Source organism: Sporolactobacillus sp. KGMB 08714 (assembly GCF_036598985.1).
Classification (GTDB): Bacteria; Bacillota; Bacilli; order Bacillales; family Sporolactobacillaceae; genus Sporolactobacillus.
The window spans coordinates 13384-30785 of the sequence record NZ_JAUUBW010000030.1; the positions used below are offsets into that span (position 1 = coordinate 13384).

Genomic DNA, 17402 nt, shown 5'->3' on the forward strand with positions numbered 1-17402 from the left:
AGCAAACTTCTCCTTTATATATCCTGGATGGAATCATTTTTTATCATTCTTTTGTTCTTTTTGTTGGCAAGGATATTTAGAATCCTGGGCCGGTTATAACGCTGTATGATGATGTACGGGAGATTTAATACGACAGCTAAAGAAATCATTAAGACGGACATGCCGGTGCCGTTCCATATTATAAAAATAAACGAGCTGATAATAATGCACCAGTGGGCAAGTTCGGCACGGCAGGTCTCTAAAACAAATCTGTATAAATAATCAGGACTGTATTGCCTTATTTTCTTTTTTGGAAAAAGGAACGCTAAAAAATCGCTGAGTTCCGGCAATAGGTTCTTCCACTTTTTCACGCCCAGACAGCCCTGATAGACAGCCCCGTTTTTTTCCCAGTTTCTTTCTCTGAAAAGCCAGCTGTCATAATGAAATAGGGAAATGGGGAGCGCTATCGAAATAACCGTATTTATAACAGAGATGATCAAGAAAACAAATAAATTATTGAAAAGTGTTATGAATTTCACAACGTTCGTTTCTCTTTTCTATAATAGAGATCGTAAAATAAAATGCAAGAAAGGGAAAAGACAGAACCCCCCGGTTTATTTCCGGACAATAGGGGCGCCCGCAACAAAGAGAGATTCCTGAATGACGACCGTTTTACCGCGGAACAGGGTGCTGTTTGCTGCTTCCGGCCGGCTGACGCTTTTCCGGCACTGAACTTAGATGGGCTCTGCAACAGATGTAACTATTCTACACTATTTCGCTGTTTTTTTATCTGATTCTGCCACCCCCGTTTCATCCTGGCTCCAAAATATTATTTTTTTCTATCAAAATCAATATAACATGCTGCACGAAACATTCTCAAATCGGCCGCCGACAGCTGCCTGTTGCCCTGCTTGCGGCTGCCGTGAGGATAAACGCATCGGCAGGAACCCAGTTGGAGCTTCCGGTTGAACAGTGGAGCCTATGATCATTACATGTGAATGAATGCTGCAATTGCCGGATCTGACAGCGTGGGGAAACGATTGCCGACGGCTCATTTAAAAGCTTCTGCTTATTAATTATTGCAATTTATCGATTAAAAAAAAAGAGATAAATTGCAAAATATTTGAAGACAGGTGCTGCGCGCCTGTCCGGAGAGCTTCAGTCAGGTTCGCCGGTACAGGCCGCTGCTGGCTTTGGATTGCGGACGTGGTGTATCATGTATTTATCGTTTGCGCAGGGGGTATGTCGCCATGTGGGATTTAACGACCGGCAGTCCGATAAAAAAAATCATTATTTTTACGATTCCGCTGTTTATCGGCAATTTGTTTCAGCAGCTGTACAACGTCGCCGATACACTGATTGTCGGAAGGACCATCAGTGTGCACGCGCTTGCCGCGGTCGGCGCCACGGACAGCCTGTTTGCCCTGGTCATCGGTTTTGCTCAGGGGATGACCGCCGGTCTGACGATTATTACCGCACAGCGGTACGGCGCGCACGATTATAAGGGCGTGAAAAAGAGCTTCGCCGTCAATTTGCTCATCAGCCTGGCCGTTTCTGTTCTCCTGACCGTGCTGGGGGTGATTTTCACACGGCCGATCCTGGTGCTGATGAGAACGCCTGCCGATATCATTGACGATGCGCAGAAATTCATTGTCGTTTGCTTCTGGGGAATCACGGCAACGGTGCTCTACAACCTTTTCAACAACACGCTGAGGGCACTCGGCGACAGCCGTGTGCCGCTGATTTTTCTGGCTCTCGCCTGTGTGGTTAATATTCTATTCGACTTCATTTTCATCATTTATTGCCGGCTGGGAGTAGCGGGAGCCGGCCTTGCTTCGGTCGTTGCACAAGGGTTTTCCGCTGTTTTGTGCCTTATTTACATAAAACGTTATGTGCCGATACTCGTCCTCTCCAGGCGCGCATTTTCTTATAACCGCGGTCAGATCAGTCAGCATCTGCAGCTCGGGCTGCCGATGGGTTTTCAGACTTCCGTGATCTCGATCGGCGCGGTGATTGTCCAGATTATGCTGAATACACTCGGATCGGATGCAGTCGCTGCCTATACGGCTGCGGGCCGGATTGATTTTCTCGCCACCCAGCTGACCCTTTCCTTCGGGATCACGATGGCAACATTTGCCGCACAAAATTTCGGTGCGCGCCGCTATGACCGTATCCGCAAAGGGGTCCGGCAAACGATGGGGTTCTCCTGCGCATTAAGTGTCCTGATGGGAGCGCTGATGATCCTTTTCGGTGTACCGCTGTGCCGGCTTTTTGTCGGTGCCCGGCAGCCGGTTGTGACACAGCTTGCACAGATCTACTTCTTATGCAATAGCAGCATGTACACGCTGCTCTCACTGCTGTTCATTATCCGTTATACACTGCAGGGCCTCGGCCGCAGTCTGGCTCCGACACTCGCCGGCTTTGTCGAGCTGCTGATGCGGTCGGTCGCCGGTATTTTTCTGGTCAGGGAATGGGGCTTTACAGGAGCGAGCATGGCCAACCCGCTTGCCTGGCTGGGTGCACTGCTCGTATTGATCGGCCCCTATATAAAGATGAATCGAGTACTTAAAGCATCCGGAGAAAAGGCAGAGCGGTCCGGCCGAAACGATCCTGAGCCTGGGAAATCGGCAACCGCATCCGAAACAACGTAATTCATAGGTTTTTGCCCGTTTTGCTGCCGGAGCCGGTAAGAACGGCACAATGCAGATGGCAAATAATTGAAACCAGTCTTTACGGTTTTTTTGTCTGAGTAATCCCCCGAATATGGACCATAATACGTACAAGAAAGGGGAAATCGCCAAATGACAAATACCGTATCTGATCAGGCCAGCGCAATATCGGAAAAAATGCTCGAACGCTATTCAAATCGAATTTATGAGAAGACGAAGAACACGCCTCAAAAAAATGCGATCATGTCCAAAGGAATTTTTGCGGTTGCTCAAAGAAATGAATCGGTTGTCGCCATGAATCCGGTTTTTTCGGATGAACTGAAAACAGAAAAAGCGGCCAACCAAAAACAGAGCGGCCGATGCTGGATTTTTGCGGCACTGAATACATTCCGCCGCAAAATGAACGCACGATTCAATCTGAAGGATTTTGAACTATCGCAGAGTTATATCATGTTCTGGGATAAGCTGGAGAAATCCAACTATTTTCTGGAAAGCATTCTCAAGACTCTGGACGAACCTCTGAACGGAAGGCTTCTTTCCTGGCTGCTGACAGCCCCTCAGCAAGACGGCGGCCAGTGGGACATGCTCGTTGCCTTGATCCGGAAATACGGGATTGTCCCGAAACAAATCATGCCGGAAACCTATCAAAGCAGCCGGTCAAAGGACCTGAACGCCGTGCTGGACGAGAAGCTGAGAGAATGTGCGTTTCGGCTGAGATCTCTCCATAAAACGGCCGATCCGGCCGAAGATCTGAGAAGCGTTAAAGAAAAAATGATTGGAGACATTTATACCATTCTTGCCTATTCACTGGGCGAACCCCCGCGGCAATTTACTTTTGAATACAGAGATGAAAAAAATAATTTTCACAGGGACAGCGATCTGACCCCTCAGGATTTCTTCACCAAGTACATCGGTATTCATTTAGAGGACTATGTCAGCATTATTAATGCGCCGACTGAGGATAAGTATTTCGGAAAAACTTATACGGTCCAGTATCTCGGCAATGTGATCGGCGGCCAGCCGATCCGTTATCTGAATGTTGAAATGGAAACGCTGAAGCAACTGGCTGTCAGCCAGCTCCAGGATCAGGAACCGGTTTGGTTCGGAAGTGACGTCGTTCGTTATTCGGATCGCAAAGAAGGGATTCTGGATACGGAACTGTATGATTTTACGTCAACTTTCGGCATTCCGTTTGCTTTAAACAAATCGGAACGACTGGATTACATGGAAAGCCGGCTGACACACGCCATGGTCCTGACCGGAGTCAATCTGATCAACGGCAGGCCGAACCGATGGAAAGTGGAAAACAGCTGGGGCGAGGACTCCGGCTATAAAGGCTATTTTGTGATGAGTGATCGCTGGATGGATGAGTACACGTATCAAGTGGTCATTAATAAGAAATATCTTTCCAAAGAACTGCGGGCAGCTCTTGATCAAACACCGATTGAATTGAAACCGTGGGATCCTATGGGTTCATTGGCTTTAATGAGATGAAGCCGCCGGGCGGCGCACACTCAGACTGAAATTTTTTTCCGTAGCGGCCGTCAAATATTGGATAAATAATTGCTTTTGCCCCCCGGATATGCTATCTTCTTAAAAAGAATGGATAGGCGATGCCGTTTGTCGTTAAATGCTGCGTACTGCAGTTGATGACGTCTGTCTTAAAGCCTGGAAAGAAGGCGGTTTTAGGGCAGATCTTTTTATTTTTAAGGAAGAAAAGATTCCGTCGAGGCACGGAGAACTTCGAAGCGATCGGGCACTCCGGCAATTCCTGATTCCAAGAAAGAGACGAATAAAAAATGTTCATTGATTTTCTCATGGTCGCCATAGGCGCTTCTTTCGGCGCCCTGGCCCGTGTCTTACTCTCGAACTGGATTAAAAGAAAATGGATCCATACTTTTCCGCTGGCAACATTTGTTGTCAATATGTCAGGCGCCTTATTCCTTGGCTTCGTGACGGGCTTAGGCCCCGATCCTCGTCTTGCACTTCTTTTGGGAACGGGATTCATCGGCACATACACTACTTTTTCAACGTTTAATCTTGAAAATATTGAGCTGGTCCGCAGAAAGAAAAGTAAAGCATTTATCATGTACATTGCCGGTTCTTATTCTCTCGGCATTTTAGCGATTGGTCTCGGCCTGCTTCTCGGGACTGCGCTGCGGGCAAATTTCGCAGCGGCATTTGTTTTCTTCTTTTCGGCAATAGCAATATGATCGATCACGCAAATAATAAAAACAAAGCGGAATGGCACGGCACAAGCGGCGTACCAACTTAGAAAAAGCGGATTTCGATGCCGGATAGGTAACACCCTATAACGGAGAATGGGGGTATCCCCTCAACTTATGTATCCAATCGGAACCGCGGCACAAAAACGCCGGCGATCGTTCGCTGCTTCATCCTTTTTTCGGGGTGAAAAACTCTTGACGGGGCGGTACTCCGCCGGAATAGGGCGAATCGCGGCCATTCTAGGGCGATCGCTCGCTGTTTCATCCTTTTTCGGGGTGAAAAACTCTTGACGGGGCGATACTCCGCCGGAATAGGGCGAATCGCGGCCATTTTAGGGCGATCGCTCGCTGTTTCAGGGCGCTTCATCCTTTTTTCGGGGTGAAAAACTTTGACGGGGCGATACTCCGCCGGAATAGGGTGAATCGCAGCCATTTTAGGGCGATAGCTGATTGTTTCAGGCCGATTAGTAAATTTTTCGGGACGAGGCCGGTACTGGGCCGGCCGCCTGGCTGTATCGATCGGATTTCAGTCCGTTATTGACCATGCAGGCAATTTAGCAGTTATCGACCGTTAGTAGCTGTTTATCGGTCGTCGCCAGCGCTTAATCGGTCTTCAGCAGATATGTCCGGTTTATTAACCGCGCCGGGAAGTTTATCGACCATCGCGAAAGTTTATGGATTGCGGAACGCTCTCCGTCTTTTGATTGGCGATCTCAGGAAAAGTCGATCATCGTCTCACGGCCCGGCAGGAGAATGAGCTAACCGCACCTGAAAAGGAGCTGCCGGTTCCTGCTTCATCACAAGGGCGTCCCGTCGACTGTGTTTCGACTGCGGGACGCCCTCTTTAACGGTGAAAATGACCGACATCTATTCATAAAATCATAAAAAAGCTTTAAATGCTCATACTAAAGTGAAAAACAGCCGGAACGTTAGGGTGAGCAAATGTTTAAAATTATCAAAAACTACTTCCGAAATCAAAAAACAAAGCAAAAGGCCGGATCTGCAAGACCGGTTTACGCAGATACAACTTATCCGTTAAGCAAGTCTTTAGACAGGAATACTTCCGAGCTGAAAAAAGTGTTTGGAGACAGTGACGATTTAATTTTCAGAGAGTTTTACTTTGGCGTAAGAAAACAGATAAAAGCGCTCGTCTTCTTTATTGACGGCCTGGGCGATCAAAAATTGATACTTGACAGCATCGTCAAATCATTAATGGTGGATATTCATATCATCGATGCGGAAGGCAGACGGATCGAAGGAAGAGATCAGTTCAATGAAATTAAAAAACATCTGCTTACGATTAACAATGCCGAAGAAGTCCATGATTTTAACGAGGCCGTCGAGAGCGTACTGTCCGGCAATACCTGTCTGCTGATTGACGGGAGTGATGCCGGGCTTTCGATCAGCACGAGGGGCGGCGAAAGAAGAGCGGTCGAAGAGGCATCCAATGAGATTGTCATCCGCGGCTCGCACGAAGCGTTTGTAGAGACTCTTCGGACCAATACGTCGATGCTGCGGCGGATCATTAAGAATCCCAATCTGACATTCGAGCCCCTTGTGCTGGGGAAACAGACACATACCGACATCTGTATTGCCTACATTCGAGGCATAGCCAACAATCGGATCGTCGAAGAGGTCAGAAGACGTTTACATCGTATTGACATTGATTCGGTGATGGAATCCGGCTACATTGAACAGTTGATTGAAGACAGTGTTTTTTCGCCTTTTGCGACTATCGGCAACAGCGAAAGGCCGGATAAGGTCGCCGCCAAACTGCTTGAGGGCAGGGTTGCGATTCTATGCAGCGGGACGCCGGTGGTACTCACCGTTCCGTATCTGCTGATTGAGGCTTTTCAGGTTCCCGACGACTACTACTCGCGGGTGTTCAACGCCAACATTACACGGCTCGTCCGCTTTGTCGGATTTGCCATTACTTTAACGTTGCCGGCTTTGTATGTTGCCGTCACAACTTTTCACCAGGAAATGATTCCAACCATCCTTCTGGTTAAGCTGACGGCCGCCCGGGAGGGTATTCCTTTTCCGGTGATCATTGAAGCTCTGATCAGTGAGACAATCTTTCTGCTGATCAGAGAATCGGGTATCCGGATGCCCCGGGCGGCCGGGACGGCGGTAACGATCGTGGGCACGCTGGTGATGGGGGATGCGGCCGTGACTGCCGGTATCATCAGTGCTCCGATGGTCATTATTACGGCTCTGTCAGGGCTTGCCGGCATGATGCTTCCGGCAATATATAATGCGATCGTTCTTTTCAGATATTTTCTGATTCTTTTGGGCGGATCTTTCGGCTTATACGGAGTGGTGATCGGATTAATCTGTCTCCTCGCTCATCTCTGCTCGCTCAGAAGTTTCGGGACTCCCTTTATGACGCCCTTTGCTCCGGTATTCTGGAATGAACTGAGGGACGATACATTCTTAAGGCTTCCTACATGGATGATGAAGCGGCGGCCGCAGTCGATCACCTGGAAACGCTCCGAACGCCAGGCTGATCTCCAGAAGCCCGGCCCGCGCAGAAAATGAGGAGGGGAAGCCTTTGTTTAAAAAAACAGGTGCAGCCGTTCTAATAACTGTTTTTGCGTTATTGACTCTGACCGGGTGCTGGGACAAAAGGGAACTGAATGAGTTGGCCATTGTCATGGCGATGGGAGTCGATAAGGACGTTCAGACCGGGGAGATACATTTAGCGATTCAGGTTATCCGGCCGAGCGCGCTGAACAGGCCGCAGGGAGGCAGTCAGGAATCGCCTTATGACGTCGTCGTATCCTCGGGCAGGACTATGTTTGATGCGATCAAAGAAGCCAATAAGAAACTGGACAGAAAGTTCTTTTTTTCTCACCTGAAGGTCATCGTTGTGGGGGAGAAAGAGGCGCGCGCCGGAATTAGCGATCTTCTGGATTATATCTCCAGAACACACCAAATAAGACATACGACTTGGCTTATTGTGACACGGGATGAAATCAGCAGGGTGGTCGAAGTTAAACATGGAATTGAAACGGTTCAGGCCTCCTATATGGACGGGATTATTAAAACGCAGAATGCAAATTTAAACGTGACGGTGACGGATACCATCGGGTTTATCAATAAGATGTCGGGCGAAGGATCGAACCCTGTGGCCGGGGTATTTGCCACTCAGAGTGAAAGAAGCATTGCCGCGCCGGATAATCGGCCCGAATGGAAACAGGGGCTGATCTTTTCCGGGACGGCCGTTTTTAAAAAGGATAAGTTAGTCGGGTATTTAAATAATGGAGACACAAGAGGGCTGAATTATTTAGTCAATGCGAAGAAGAGCGGCTGTATTTATGTTCCCTCGCTTACAGAAAAAAATAAATATACGGGCATTGAACTGAAAAAAGCCGACGTGCAAATAAACCCGGTTATCTCAAAAGGAAAAACAACGTTCAATATTCAGATTAAAGCGGAAGGGAATATTTCGGAAGTCAATGATGCCACCGACGTTTCAGATCAGAAAAAGCTGGAGATGATCAACCGCGAGTTCAAGGCATCTATTCGAAGAGACGTCCGATCGGTGTTATTCAAAGCGCAGAAAGTTTATAAAAGCGATATTGTCGGCTTCGGCCGCGCCTATGAAGAAAAATATCCCTCGCGCTGGAAACGGGTGAAGGATCAATGGACGGCCTACTTTCCCGATGAGCCTTTCAGCATTCAAGTTGAAACCGAAATAAAACAGACAGGCCTGCAGCTGGCTCCTTTAGAGGGGAAATAAGACTTCAGCTTCCTCAGGGACACGTCACCTTAGTGCAAGCCGTGTCCTCCCGGCTTTTTGGACAGGCTGCAATGGATGTCCGGCCATGAATACAATCTGTAAGCCTCTTGGCCGAATCCCGCCGCATCCGGCCCGGTTGTCAATGATGGAAAAAAAACTTTATCAAGCATAAAAAAGCGTAGTAAGCGGCAATAAGAAACAGAATGAGTACATACATCCATGCTCCGAAAGCAATGATTGCCTGCCCTATGCCGTATTGAAGCGTCCCCTGAATCAGCCGCTGAATGATCTGAAGCATCATATCTCCCCCCGGAATAGAAGCCGAGTCTGTTTCCCCTATGTCCGTGCGTATTTTTTAAACCAGTAAATAAGCAGCAGCAGGATCGGGATGGCGTTATAAAAAGGAATGTATTGCTGGAAACCCTGTATGACCAGATATTTTACGTGGAACGGGTAATTGGGCTCGTATACGCCCGAATACCAGAAGATAAAGGCACTGATGGGAATCAGCAGCCATCTGTAATCGTTCATTTTAAACAGGCTTGCCAGGATCATGGCCGATGACAGGACATGGATAATCGTCATATAAAAACCGCCGATAAAAATTAATAGGATTCCGAGAGCGTCAAGATTGGTAATGATGTCCCCGATACTGATCAGCTTGACAACTTCAAGAATGGGAATCGTCGACTTGGCGGCGAGATCGGCGCCGAGCGTTGAAACGATCGTAATCTGAGTGAACACCAGGAGAATCCCTGCTAGAATGACTGCTGAAAGAGTAACTTTACGGATTGATTTCTGATCGTTGGAGAAATGCCAGAACTGCATGAAGATAAACGAAAGGCCGAACGGAAAATTGACGACGACAGGATAGGACGCCTTTAATACGGGCGTGATGCCGTTTTCCAGTACCGGAGTCAATTCTTTCAGGTCGATCCTTCCGGAAGCCAGGACCAGAATATAGATTAAAATGATGAAGATGATAGTTATAGGCAAAAGAATCTCTGTTAAACGTGCGAATGTTTCGACACCCATGAATAATACATAGATAATGGTGATCAGAAAGATAAAAATGATGGCGGCCGAGGGTGTGTTTTGAAGAAATGTCATATTGAGAAGATCGGTAAATTCGCCGGCATTCCTTGTCGAATTAAAGATATCTAAAAAAGCATAAAACAGGCCTAACGGCCAGCCGATTATTTTTCCGAGCAGTGTCATGGTCAGTTCGGCAGTATTGTCATTTGGGAAGTGTTTCTGCAGTTCGGTAAAGACCCATATCAGCGCACATCCGGGCAGCATGGAAAGTAAGATAACGATCCATGCATCCCGCTTGGCATCTATACCCAATGCCCACAGATTGGTGCTTCCAATCTGCTCCATCATCACCAGGACGAACAACTGGTGCTTACTGATTTTCTCCATCTTAAACTCCTGCTTGTCGTTTCATATTAACTATTTTGTTCGTTTTTCGTCATTGTATTCACTCCTGCACGGATTCGGCCGCGAGAGCGCCAGTTTATAAATCGCTGAGACAGAAAGAAAAATATAAAACGGGATGGTCCGTCCTCAAGCGCCGCCGTGAACCGCAAAAGGACTGTTTCGCTATCGTCAGGCGATGGAAAGATTTGATGACGATTTAACAGAAAAATGTTAAACTGTTTAAATGGTCTAAAAAAAATGAGTTTTCATTGACGATATGACCCGGATGACGTTTGACGCAATATTTCTGTTCAAAGGAAAAGAGATATAATAAACAAAAGGTGTGGACGTAAGATGAAAAACAAAATGCGCCGTGAGATATCTACCTTTGCTCTGACTATGACCGGGCTGGGTTCTATCATCGGTTCCGGCTGGCTTTTCGGATCCTGGAAAGCAGCCAGTGTAGCCGGTCCGGCCGCTGTTTATTCGTGGATCATCGGGATGGTACTGATATTGTTCATAGGTCTGACTTTTGCCGAGCTGGGATCCTTATTTCCTACAGCGGGCGGAATGGTCAGATACGGCCAGTTTTCGCACGGTTCACTGGTCGGTTTTATTTCCGGATGGGCCAACTGGATTGCTATTGTATCCGTAATTCCCGTTGAAGCCGTCGCTTCGGCTCAATACCTCAGTTCATGGAACTTTGCCTGGGCCCATCGTCTCTATAACGGCTCCGAACTGACTCTGCCCGGGCTGTGCATTGCCGCAGCCCTCGTTTTTGTCTATTTTCTTTTAAATTATTTTACGGTCCGTTTATTTGCGCGGGTGAATGCGGCGATTACCGTTTTTAAATTTATTATTCCGTCGGCAACGATTATCGGCATTCTGTTTGCAGGTTTTCATGCTCATAATTTTGTCGCGCCGGCACAGGGCGGATTTATGCCGAACGGCTGGTCCGGTGTCCTGACGGCCGTTGCCACCTCCGGCATTGTCTTTGCCTTTAACGGATTTCAGAGTCCGATAAATCTGGCCGGGGAAGCGAAGAATCCCGGCCGCTCGATCCCGATTGCAGTCATCAGTTCGATTCTCATGGCCGGCGTGATCTATATCCTGCTTCAGGTCACCTTTATCGGCGGCGTGACGCCGGGGATGCTGCAGTCGGGATGGTCCCATTTAAATCTCAGCTCACCGTTTGCGGACCTGGCCATGGCTTTAGGCCTAAACTGGCTCGTACTTCTTTTATTTGCAGACGCTTTTGTTTCGCCGTCGGGGACCGGCATCACCTACACGGCAACTACCGCCCGTATGATCTATGGAATGGAACGCAACGGATTCTTTCCCCGGGTGTTCGGCCGCGTGAACGGGACCGTCGGCGTTCCGCGCGCAGCGATGTGGCTGAATCTTGCTGTCTCGTATTTTTTCCTCTTTATGTTTCGCGGATGGGGCACTCTGGCTGGCGTTATTTCAGTGGCAACGCTCATTTCTTATGTCACGGGACCGATCTGCGTCATGGTATTCAGGCACCTTGATGAAGACAGCAACCATTCTTTTCACATAAAGGGTATGCCGATCATTGCTCCGATCGCCTTCATTTCGGCCTCTATGATTTATTACTGGGCGACGTGGCCGCTGACAGGGAAAGTGACGCTGATCATTCTCATCGGACTGCCCGTTTATTTCTATTATCAGGCGAAGGCGCATTTCGAGGGCTTTAAGCGCGACCTTAAAGCGGGAACCTGGCTGATTGTCTATCTTGCTTTCATGCTGATCATGTCCTGGATCGGCAGCAGCAAATTCGGCGGGCTGAATATTATCCCGTTTGGCTATGATTTTCTTGTTATTGCCGCATTTAGCATCGGATTCTATATCTGGGGCATTAAAAGCGGCTGGTTAACGGAGCAATTAAAGAAGCAGGAAAACATGATCCAGGAAAAGCAGGCTTTATAAACTATTACGGCGTTATCCGAGTCCGGTCCGGCGAAAATCGGGTGCAGATTCCGTCCTATCGGAACAACCACAGCGAAATAGAATGATAAGGGGGGCAGGGAAGACGGCTTCCCTTATTTATTGCTGATTTTTTAGAGCTGCAGGCGTTTTACGTTTTGGTATCCTCCTATTTTAAGGCTTCCAGAGTCCCTTCACCACGCTCGTCAAACGGTCTTCTCCTGATCTGTCTTTTTCATAATTGCAGGTAGCAAATGCCGGTAAAGGACAGTAAAATCAAAGTAATGAGAATAAGAGAAGGTGAGGATCATACCTTTATAATGAGGAGATGATAGCATTTGCTGTTAAAAAATTACGGGGTTCTTAAGGGCGAAGCGGCCGGTACGATAAAGGCAGCGGAGGACAAGTCCCACTACCAGATCCTGATCAAAGATGGAGAAGGGACTGAGTATCGTGTCGCTGTCAATATTAAATCGCAGACCGACCCTTCGAAGGTCTTATATTTTGCAACGAACGACTTCCGTGCAGAAGAAACGGCCCGTTTATCTGCTCTGGAATCCGGTTTTACATCGATCAGACAGAATCATCCGGATATTGGGCTTGACTTTATAAGGGGAAACTTATTTGATCCGGGACAAATGATTCCTCTTCCGGCCGATGCAGGAGGTTCCGATAACGATTTAAACGAAAAAATTCAAGATTATATCAAAGAAGCAATGGATAAACGGGCGATCATTTACGCATTCGGCGATCGATGGGGTCCCGAGCTCAATCAAACGGATCCGTATTTCGGTTTTTCTCCCGGCAACGGCATTCATGATATTCATATGAATCAGGGAAATGTTGAAAAATATAAAAAGGATGACGGGACATGGCAGGACGGAGGCCTTCTCATTTATTTCGAACGGGAGCAAAGATGGGCCGCGATCTTTCTGGCTTTTCAATCGCAATCCTGGTGTACGGATCAGGACGGACATGCCCTCAAATCGGCGGAAGAATGCGGCCATGATTCTTTTATTCATCACTCAGGCCGCTCCTGATGTAAAAAAAAAGCCGAAACAAAATCGTCATTTGACTTTGTTCCGACTCTCTTCTTTTTCCGATCTTTTATTTATTTGCTGCCGCTTCAGCATAAGCTCTGTTCCGTTTCTTCATCTGGAAAGCATACCAGGTAAAGAGCAAAATATAACCGGCGATCGCGAGCAGAGCATAGACAATGTACATGCCCGCCTGAGACGTTGCGTGGCCGACCAGATAAGCCAGGAATTTTTCAATCGGACCTTCCATGGTCGTCTGGGAAATCAACTGGCCTTTCGGAACTCCGGACGGGAAGGCGCCGACTATTTTAGCCGTATGCGTGACAAAAGGTGCGGCCAGCGTGCCAGCCCAGAGGAATATCGGCAGTTCAAGAGCGCCGATGACAATCATCCGGATAATTTTTCCGCGTGTAACAACCAGCAGTGCCGGCGTGACGCCCATGGCGATGATGCCGCCGAGCGGGAGGAGGTGGTTGCCGGGCAGAATCAGCGCTTCACCCAGCATGATCGGAGCCAGAACATTGGCTGCCGCCCAAATTTCCGCACGGCCGGCGACGAACGGCCAGTCCAGTCCGACATTGAATTTTCGGCCTTTCAAATATTTGGTTGCTACATTTGAGATGCCTTGCGATAATGGCTCGACGGCTTTGATAAACCAGTTGCCGATTTGCGAAAACAGTTCCAGACACGTGCCGGCCGTAAACGCCAGCGTGAAAATAGCCTTAGGGTCCTGATGCGACATTAATCCGATAAACACGCCCAGATAGATGCCGATCGAAAAATTGCTGCCCCAGAAACCGATTTTTTTATTCAGTTTGGCTGCATCGAAATCGAATTTATCGAGCCATGGAAAAATGACATCGAATATTTTATTTAATACCATAATGGTCGGATTCATCATATAGTTCATATGCGTCGTCGTCATCGGGTTATTGTCGTTATGCAGCAAGTCGTTAAATGTCGGCTTCATCAGGTCGGAGTTGATGATCTTCAGGACACCGATCATCAGGACTAGCAGCGTAGCGATGAGCAGATTAGCGCCGGAGAAAATACATAACAGACCGACAAAAGCCGAATGCCAGACGTCGAAAATATCGACATCCAGTGTATTGGTCCGATTCAGAAGAATCATGACAATATTGAGGCAGACAAGGATAAGCAGAAAAAACAGCGTGTACGGGGATCCCCATGTGATCGTTGCCAGCGGGGCCCAGCCGACGTCTGTGATGCTTAGTTGAATGCCCGTGGATTTGACAAACTCGGTCAATGCTGTTGAAAAAGCGGTCGTCAGCAAGCCGATCACTGCTGAAATACCGGTTAAGGCAATAGCCAGCCGGATGCCGCCTTCCAACGCTCTTGTGAATTTAACGCGAAAGATAAGAGCTATTATCGTTAAAACAATCAGCATGACCGGAGCGGCGCCGAGGGCAATGATTGGGTTAAAAATGCTGTTGGCAAAATGAATGATCGAATTCAATGATCTTCACCTCCGAATTATTGAAAAAGAACAGAATCTGTTTGGTTATTTTTTATTAAGGCTTTTAATTGTTTCTTCCATCTTGTCGTAAACAGGCTGTGCCATAGCCGGAATGCGGTAAAGGATCGGCCCGCATTCGACCACCGGGATTCTGACTTCAAATCCGAGATCGGGCGTGACGATCGGAGCGAGAATATCATAGTGGGAAACCATCTCCTCCGTCACATCCTTGATCATGACGGCATCACACTGGACCTCATATCCGCGATTGTGCATTTCCGATTCCAAAGCGTCGGCGATCTGATGACTTGAGTTTACGCCGGCTCCGCAAGCCGTTAAAATGTGTATCATTTGAAATTCCTCCTCTTTATTCCGGTTCTTTTTTGATTGACTTTGATCCTTCAGGCGGCATACTGGCTTATTCATGCAGGCTTGTAAAGATTTTCCGCACAAGCCGAAATCACAGCGTGATGCACGTTGCGCCGTGGATCATGCGGGAAGATCCGGAAATGCTCTTCCTGACTTTCGGCTTTCCATCCTATCTCCTGATTCTTCGGGAATAACAGCTTTAAAAGTGCTGATCTTCTATTAAATACCGGCGGCCATTGTGTCAGTCCCCCTTTTCGTTCTAATATGTTCTTGTTTGTTTGGTTTTTAAAGCACATGTTTAAGATAAAACGAAACGAAAGCGTTGTCAATATAAAATTGTGCTATTTATTTCTTTTTAAGTTTGATAATAATTTTTTATAGTTTTATATTCATGTTGACATTGCGATTAATGGGTGCTAAGTTGTTAATGTAAACAAATTCAAACATTATATAACATCAGTGATTCCGGTTTAAGGAGGTAAGTTTGATGAAAGTCATTATCGGTGCAGACAAAGACGGAGCACAGGCAAAGGACGATCTGATCGAAGCATTAAAGAGCGAGGGGTATGGAATCCTTGATCTTTCAGAAGAGGGGCAGGATTTTGTAGACGTCGCAGTAGCGGTGGCCAAAGAAACGCTCAAGGAAACGGACAATGGCAAAGATAAGAGCGAGGGGGCCCCGCGCGGGATTGTCATTGATAAGTGGGGGACCGACGCCTTCATGGCGGCCAACAAATTAAAATATGTGATTTGCGCCAACGTTTCCGACGAGCACTCGGCGCGAATGACCCGGCGCCACAACGGAGCCCTGATGATTACCCTCGGTACGGCCGTCGTCGGTCCGGAGCTTCTGAAGAGCTGTGTCAAAGCCTATCTCGAAGCACCGTTTGATGCCGGCCGTCACATGGTGCGAATTGACATGGTCAACAAAATGGCCTGACGGCGCGAACGGATAAATCTTATCATGATTGAAGGAGTGAGTAACAATGGCAAAAACCGTCATTTCAATCGGCAATGATCATATTGTGACAGATATTAAGGAGCGGCTTTCAGAGCATTTAAAAGAAGAAGGCTATGAAGTCATCGATAACGGTACGTACGATAGACTGCGGACACATTATCCGATCTACGGAAAGAAGACGGCGGAGAAAGTCGTCAACGGCGCGGCTAAGTTCGGAGTGGTTCTATGCGGGACCGGCGTCGGAATCAGTTCATCCGCCGATAAAGTTCCGGGCGCCCGGGTCGCCCTTGTCCGCGACGTATCGGAAGCCGTCTACGCACGCAAAGCGCTGAATGCCAACGTCGTTGCTGTGGGCGGACATATTACCGGGGTCGATCTGATTACTGCGATCGTCGATAAATTCATCACGACGGAGTACGAGAAAACTGCGGAACATGACGCCCTGATCCGTAAAATCGACGCACTTGAAGGTCCGAAACCTGAACAGACAGGCAATGAGCATTTCTTTGACGAATTCGAAAAGAAATGGGAAGAGGGCTACTATCACGACTGATTCCGGGCGGCGGGACCGTAAAACCGTTGCGGTGATCGGTCTGACGCTGTCTCGCCGGCCCAATCGCGGGTAAGGCGGTTCCGTACGGGAAAAATGAATGGAAATGGAGATGCAGAGAACATGCCGAAAACAGTATCGAACGGCCTAAAGTTCATTTATTTGGGAATTTGCCTCGTTTTTGTCGTCTGGGGTCTGCAGGAGTTTCTGAAAGCCGGCAGCATCTATTCTCTGTACGGATGGTGCTACATGATGCTTGGGACGGTTTCGCCGGCGGTTGTCCTGCTCAGCCACAGCAAACGGCGCAAAGAAGGCAGATATTTGTCCGCACGCTCGCAGCTTTTGCTTGAAGGGGCCGTGCTGATCGGTATTGTTCTTTTTGCTGCGGGCTTTACCGTTCCGATCGGATTCATTCCCAAGCTGATTATGAGTCTGTTCGGATTTTTTTTAGCCGTGCCTTTTTCATTCGTATACCTGTATCTGTCGCCGCCGAAATCTTCATCCCGCAAGACATCCTGATTCGAAAAAAGGAAAAAACAATCCTTTCAAAGGAAGGGATTGTTTTTTTCCTAAAACGGACGTGCCGAAATAGAAAATCTGCGTCCCGTTTCAGGCAGCATGATCGCTGCAGGGATATGAATCTAGGCGACTAGCCTGTGGTACCGATGCTGCCGGGATAAGATGTTCTCAACTCATGTATCCAATCGGGTCGAGGTCGCACCGAATCCGGCTACAGGCGCACCGAACAGGAGCGGTCGCACCGAATCCGGCTACAGACGCACCGAAATAGCGAAAAGTTGCACCGAATCCAGCTGCAGGCGCACCGAAATAGCGAAAAGTTGCACCGAATCCGGTTACAGACGCACCGAAATAGCGAAAAGTTGCACCGAATCCAGCTGCAGGCGCACCGAACAGGAGCGGTCGCACCGAATCCAGCTACAGACGCACCGAAATAGCGAAAAGTTGCACCGAATCCGGCTACAGGCGCACCGAACAGGAGCGGTCGCACCGAATCCAGCTACAGACGCAC

15 protein-coding genes are annotated in these 17402 nt (G+C 48.1%); 10 read left to right on the forward strand and 5 right to left on the reverse strand.

Annotated features, from left to right (window positions below):
• Positions 1 to 14: 14 nt before the first annotated feature.
• Positions 15 to 518: a glycosyl-4,4'-diaponeurosporenoate acyltransferase gene (locus Q6A92_RS13455; RefSeq protein ID WP_274401958.1), complete on the reverse strand. Its 504-nt coding sequence runs from the start codon at positions 516 to 518 to the stop codon at positions 15 to 17.
• 711 nt (positions 519 to 1229) lie between these two features.
• Here Q6A92_RS13455 and Q6A92_RS13460 point away from each other — a divergent pair.
• The 5 genes from Q6A92_RS13460 to Q6A92_RS13480 all read left to right on the forward strand — a co-directional run bounded on the left by Q6A92_RS13460 (position 1230) and on the right by Q6A92_RS13480 (position 8615).
• Positions 1230 to 2630: an MATE family efflux transporter gene (locus Q6A92_RS13460; protein ID WP_274401959.1), complete on the forward strand. Its 1401-nt coding sequence runs from the start codon at positions 1230 to 1232 to the stop codon at positions 2628 to 2630.
• A 150-nt stretch (positions 2631 to 2780) separates the two neighbouring features.
• On the forward strand, positions 2781 to 4142 hold the full coding sequence (locus tag Q6A92_RS13465) for an aminopeptidase C (RefSeq protein WP_274401960.1): 1362 nt from the start codon (positions 2781 to 2783) through the stop codon (positions 4140 to 4142).
• 305 nt (positions 4143 to 4447) lie between these two features.
• On the forward strand, positions 4448 to 4861 hold the full coding sequence (crcB, locus tag Q6A92_RS13470; RefSeq protein WP_274401961.1) for a fluoride efflux transporter CrcB: 414 nt from the start codon (positions 4448 to 4450) through the stop codon (positions 4859 to 4861).
• A 954-nt stretch (positions 4862 to 5815) separates the two neighbouring features.
• The gene (locus tag Q6A92_RS13475) at positions 5816 to 7411 is read left to right on the forward strand and encodes a spore germination protein (RefSeq protein WP_274401962.1); all 1596 of its coding nucleotides are present in this window, start codon (positions 5816 to 5818) and stop codon (positions 7409 to 7411) included.
• Positions 7412 to 7424: 13 nt separating this feature from the next.
• Positions 7425 to 8615: a Ger(x)C family spore germination protein gene (locus tag Q6A92_RS13480; protein ID WP_274401963.1), complete on the forward strand. Its 1191-nt coding sequence runs from the start codon at positions 7425 to 7427 to the stop codon at positions 8613 to 8615.
• Between the two features lie 139 nt (positions 8616 to 8754).
• Here Q6A92_RS13480 and Q6A92_RS13485 read toward each other — a convergent pair whose 3' ends face one another.
• A complete protein-coding gene (locus Q6A92_RS13485) occupies positions 8755 to 8913 on the reverse strand; it encodes a hypothetical protein (RefSeq protein WP_274401964.1) in 159 nt (52 codons plus the stop codon).
• Between the two features lie 38 nt (positions 8914 to 8951).
• Positions 8952 to 10037 (reverse strand): GerAB/ArcD/ProY family transporter, encoded by a 1086-nt coding sequence (locus tag Q6A92_RS13490; protein WP_274401965.1) that lies wholly within the window; start codon positions 10035 to 10037, stop codon positions 8952 to 8954.
• A gap of 351 nt (positions 10038 to 10388) precedes the next feature.
• On the opposite strand from Q6A92_RS13490, the gene Q6A92_RS13495 reads away from it, so the two are divergent.
• Both Q6A92_RS13495 and Q6A92_RS13500 read left to right on the forward strand, forming a co-directional pair.
• Positions 10389 to 11981 carry an APC family permease gene (locus tag Q6A92_RS13495; protein ID WP_332238412.1) on the forward strand — a complete coding sequence of 531 codons (1593 nt, stop codon included), beginning with the start codon at positions 10389 to 10391 and terminating at the stop codon, positions 11979 to 11981.
• A gap of 335 nt (positions 11982 to 12316) precedes the next feature.
• Complete coding sequence (locus tag Q6A92_RS13500; RefSeq protein ID WP_332238413.1) at positions 12317 to 13018, forward strand: YukJ family protein; 702 nt, start codon at positions 12317 to 12319, stop codon at positions 13016 to 13018.
• 67 nt (positions 13019 to 13085) lie between these two features.
• Here the strand turns inward: Q6A92_RS13500 and Q6A92_RS13505 are convergent, their stop codons facing one another.
• Both Q6A92_RS13505 and Q6A92_RS13510 read right to left on the reverse strand, forming a co-directional pair.
• Positions 13086 to 14492 carry a PTS galactitol transporter subunit IIC gene (locus Q6A92_RS13505; protein ID WP_274401968.1) on the reverse strand — a complete coding sequence of 469 codons (1407 nt, stop codon included), beginning with the start codon at positions 14490 to 14492 and terminating at the stop codon, positions 13086 to 13088.
• Between the two features lie 45 nt (positions 14493 to 14537).
• Positions 14538 to 14843 carry a PTS sugar transporter subunit IIB gene (locus Q6A92_RS13510; protein ID WP_274401969.1) on the reverse strand — a complete coding sequence of 102 codons (306 nt, stop codon included), beginning with the start codon at positions 14841 to 14843 and terminating at the stop codon, positions 14538 to 14540.
• A gap of 505 nt (positions 14844 to 15348) precedes the next feature.
• Between Q6A92_RS13510 and Q6A92_RS13515 the strand changes: the two genes are divergently transcribed.
• The 3 genes from Q6A92_RS13515 (at position 15349) to Q6A92_RS13525 (ending at position 16891) form a co-directional block, all read left to right on the forward strand.
• Complete coding sequence (locus tag Q6A92_RS13515; RefSeq protein WP_274401970.1) at positions 15349 to 15801, forward strand: RpiB/LacA/LacB family sugar-phosphate isomerase; 453 nt, start codon at positions 15349 to 15351, stop codon at positions 15799 to 15801.
• A 46-nt stretch (positions 15802 to 15847) separates the two neighbouring features.
• Positions 15848 to 16375 carry a galactose-6-phosphate isomerase subunit LacB gene (gene lacB, locus Q6A92_RS13520; protein ID WP_274401971.1) on the forward strand — a complete coding sequence of 176 codons (528 nt, stop codon included), beginning with the start codon at positions 15848 to 15850 and terminating at the stop codon, positions 16373 to 16375.
• Positions 16376 to 16495: 120 nt separating this feature from the next.
• Positions 16496 to 16891, forward strand: coding sequence for a hypothetical protein (locus Q6A92_RS13525; RefSeq protein ID WP_274401972.1), 396 nt, complete (start codon positions 16496 to 16498; stop codon positions 16889 to 16891).
• Positions 16892 to 17402 lie beyond the last annotated feature (511 nt).

What these genes read in the sequence shown, in the direction of transcription:
- Q6A92_RS13460 (WP_274401959.1), top strand. Translation starts at nt 1,230, where the DNA reads ATGTGGGATTTAACGACCGGCAGTCCGATAAAAAAAATCATTATTTTT.
- Q6A92_RS13465 (WP_274401960.1), top strand. Translation starts at nt 2,781, where the DNA reads ATGACAAATACCGTATCTGATCAGGCCAGCGCAATATCGGAAAAAATG.
- crcB (WP_274401961.1), top strand. Translation starts at nt 4,448, where the DNA reads ATGTTCATTGATTTTCTCATGGTCGCCATAGGCGCTTCTTTCGGCGCC.
- Q6A92_RS13475 (WP_274401962.1), top strand. Translation starts at nt 5,816, where the DNA reads ATGTTTAAAATTATCAAAAACTACTTCCGAAATCAAAAAACAAAGCAA.
- Q6A92_RS13485 (WP_274401964.1), bottom strand. Translation starts at nt 8,913, where the DNA reads ATGCTTCAGATCATTCAGCGGCTGATTCAGGGGACGCTTCAATACGGC.
- Q6A92_RS13490 (WP_274401965.1), bottom strand. Translation starts at nt 10,037, where the DNA reads ATGGAGAAAATCAGTAAGCACCAGTTGTTCGTCCTGGTGATGATGGAG.
- Q6A92_RS13495 (WP_332238412.1), top strand. Translation starts at nt 10,389, where the DNA reads ATGAAAAACAAAATGCGCCGTGAGATATCTACCTTTGCTCTGACTATG.
- Q6A92_RS13510 (WP_274401969.1), bottom strand. Translation starts at nt 14,843, where the DNA reads ATGATACACATTTTAACGGCTTGCGGAGCCGGCGTAAACTCAAGTCAT.
- Q6A92_RS13515 (WP_274401970.1), top strand. Translation starts at nt 15,349, where the DNA reads ATGAAAGTCATTATCGGTGCAGACAAAGACGGAGCACAGGCAAAGGAC.
- lacB (WP_274401971.1), top strand. Translation starts at nt 15,848, where the DNA reads ATGGCAAAAACCGTCATTTCAATCGGCAATGATCATATTGTGACAGAT.
- Q6A92_RS13525 (WP_274401972.1), top strand. Translation starts at nt 16,496, where the DNA reads ATGCCGAAAACAGTATCGAACGGCCTAAAGTTCATTTATTTGGGAATT.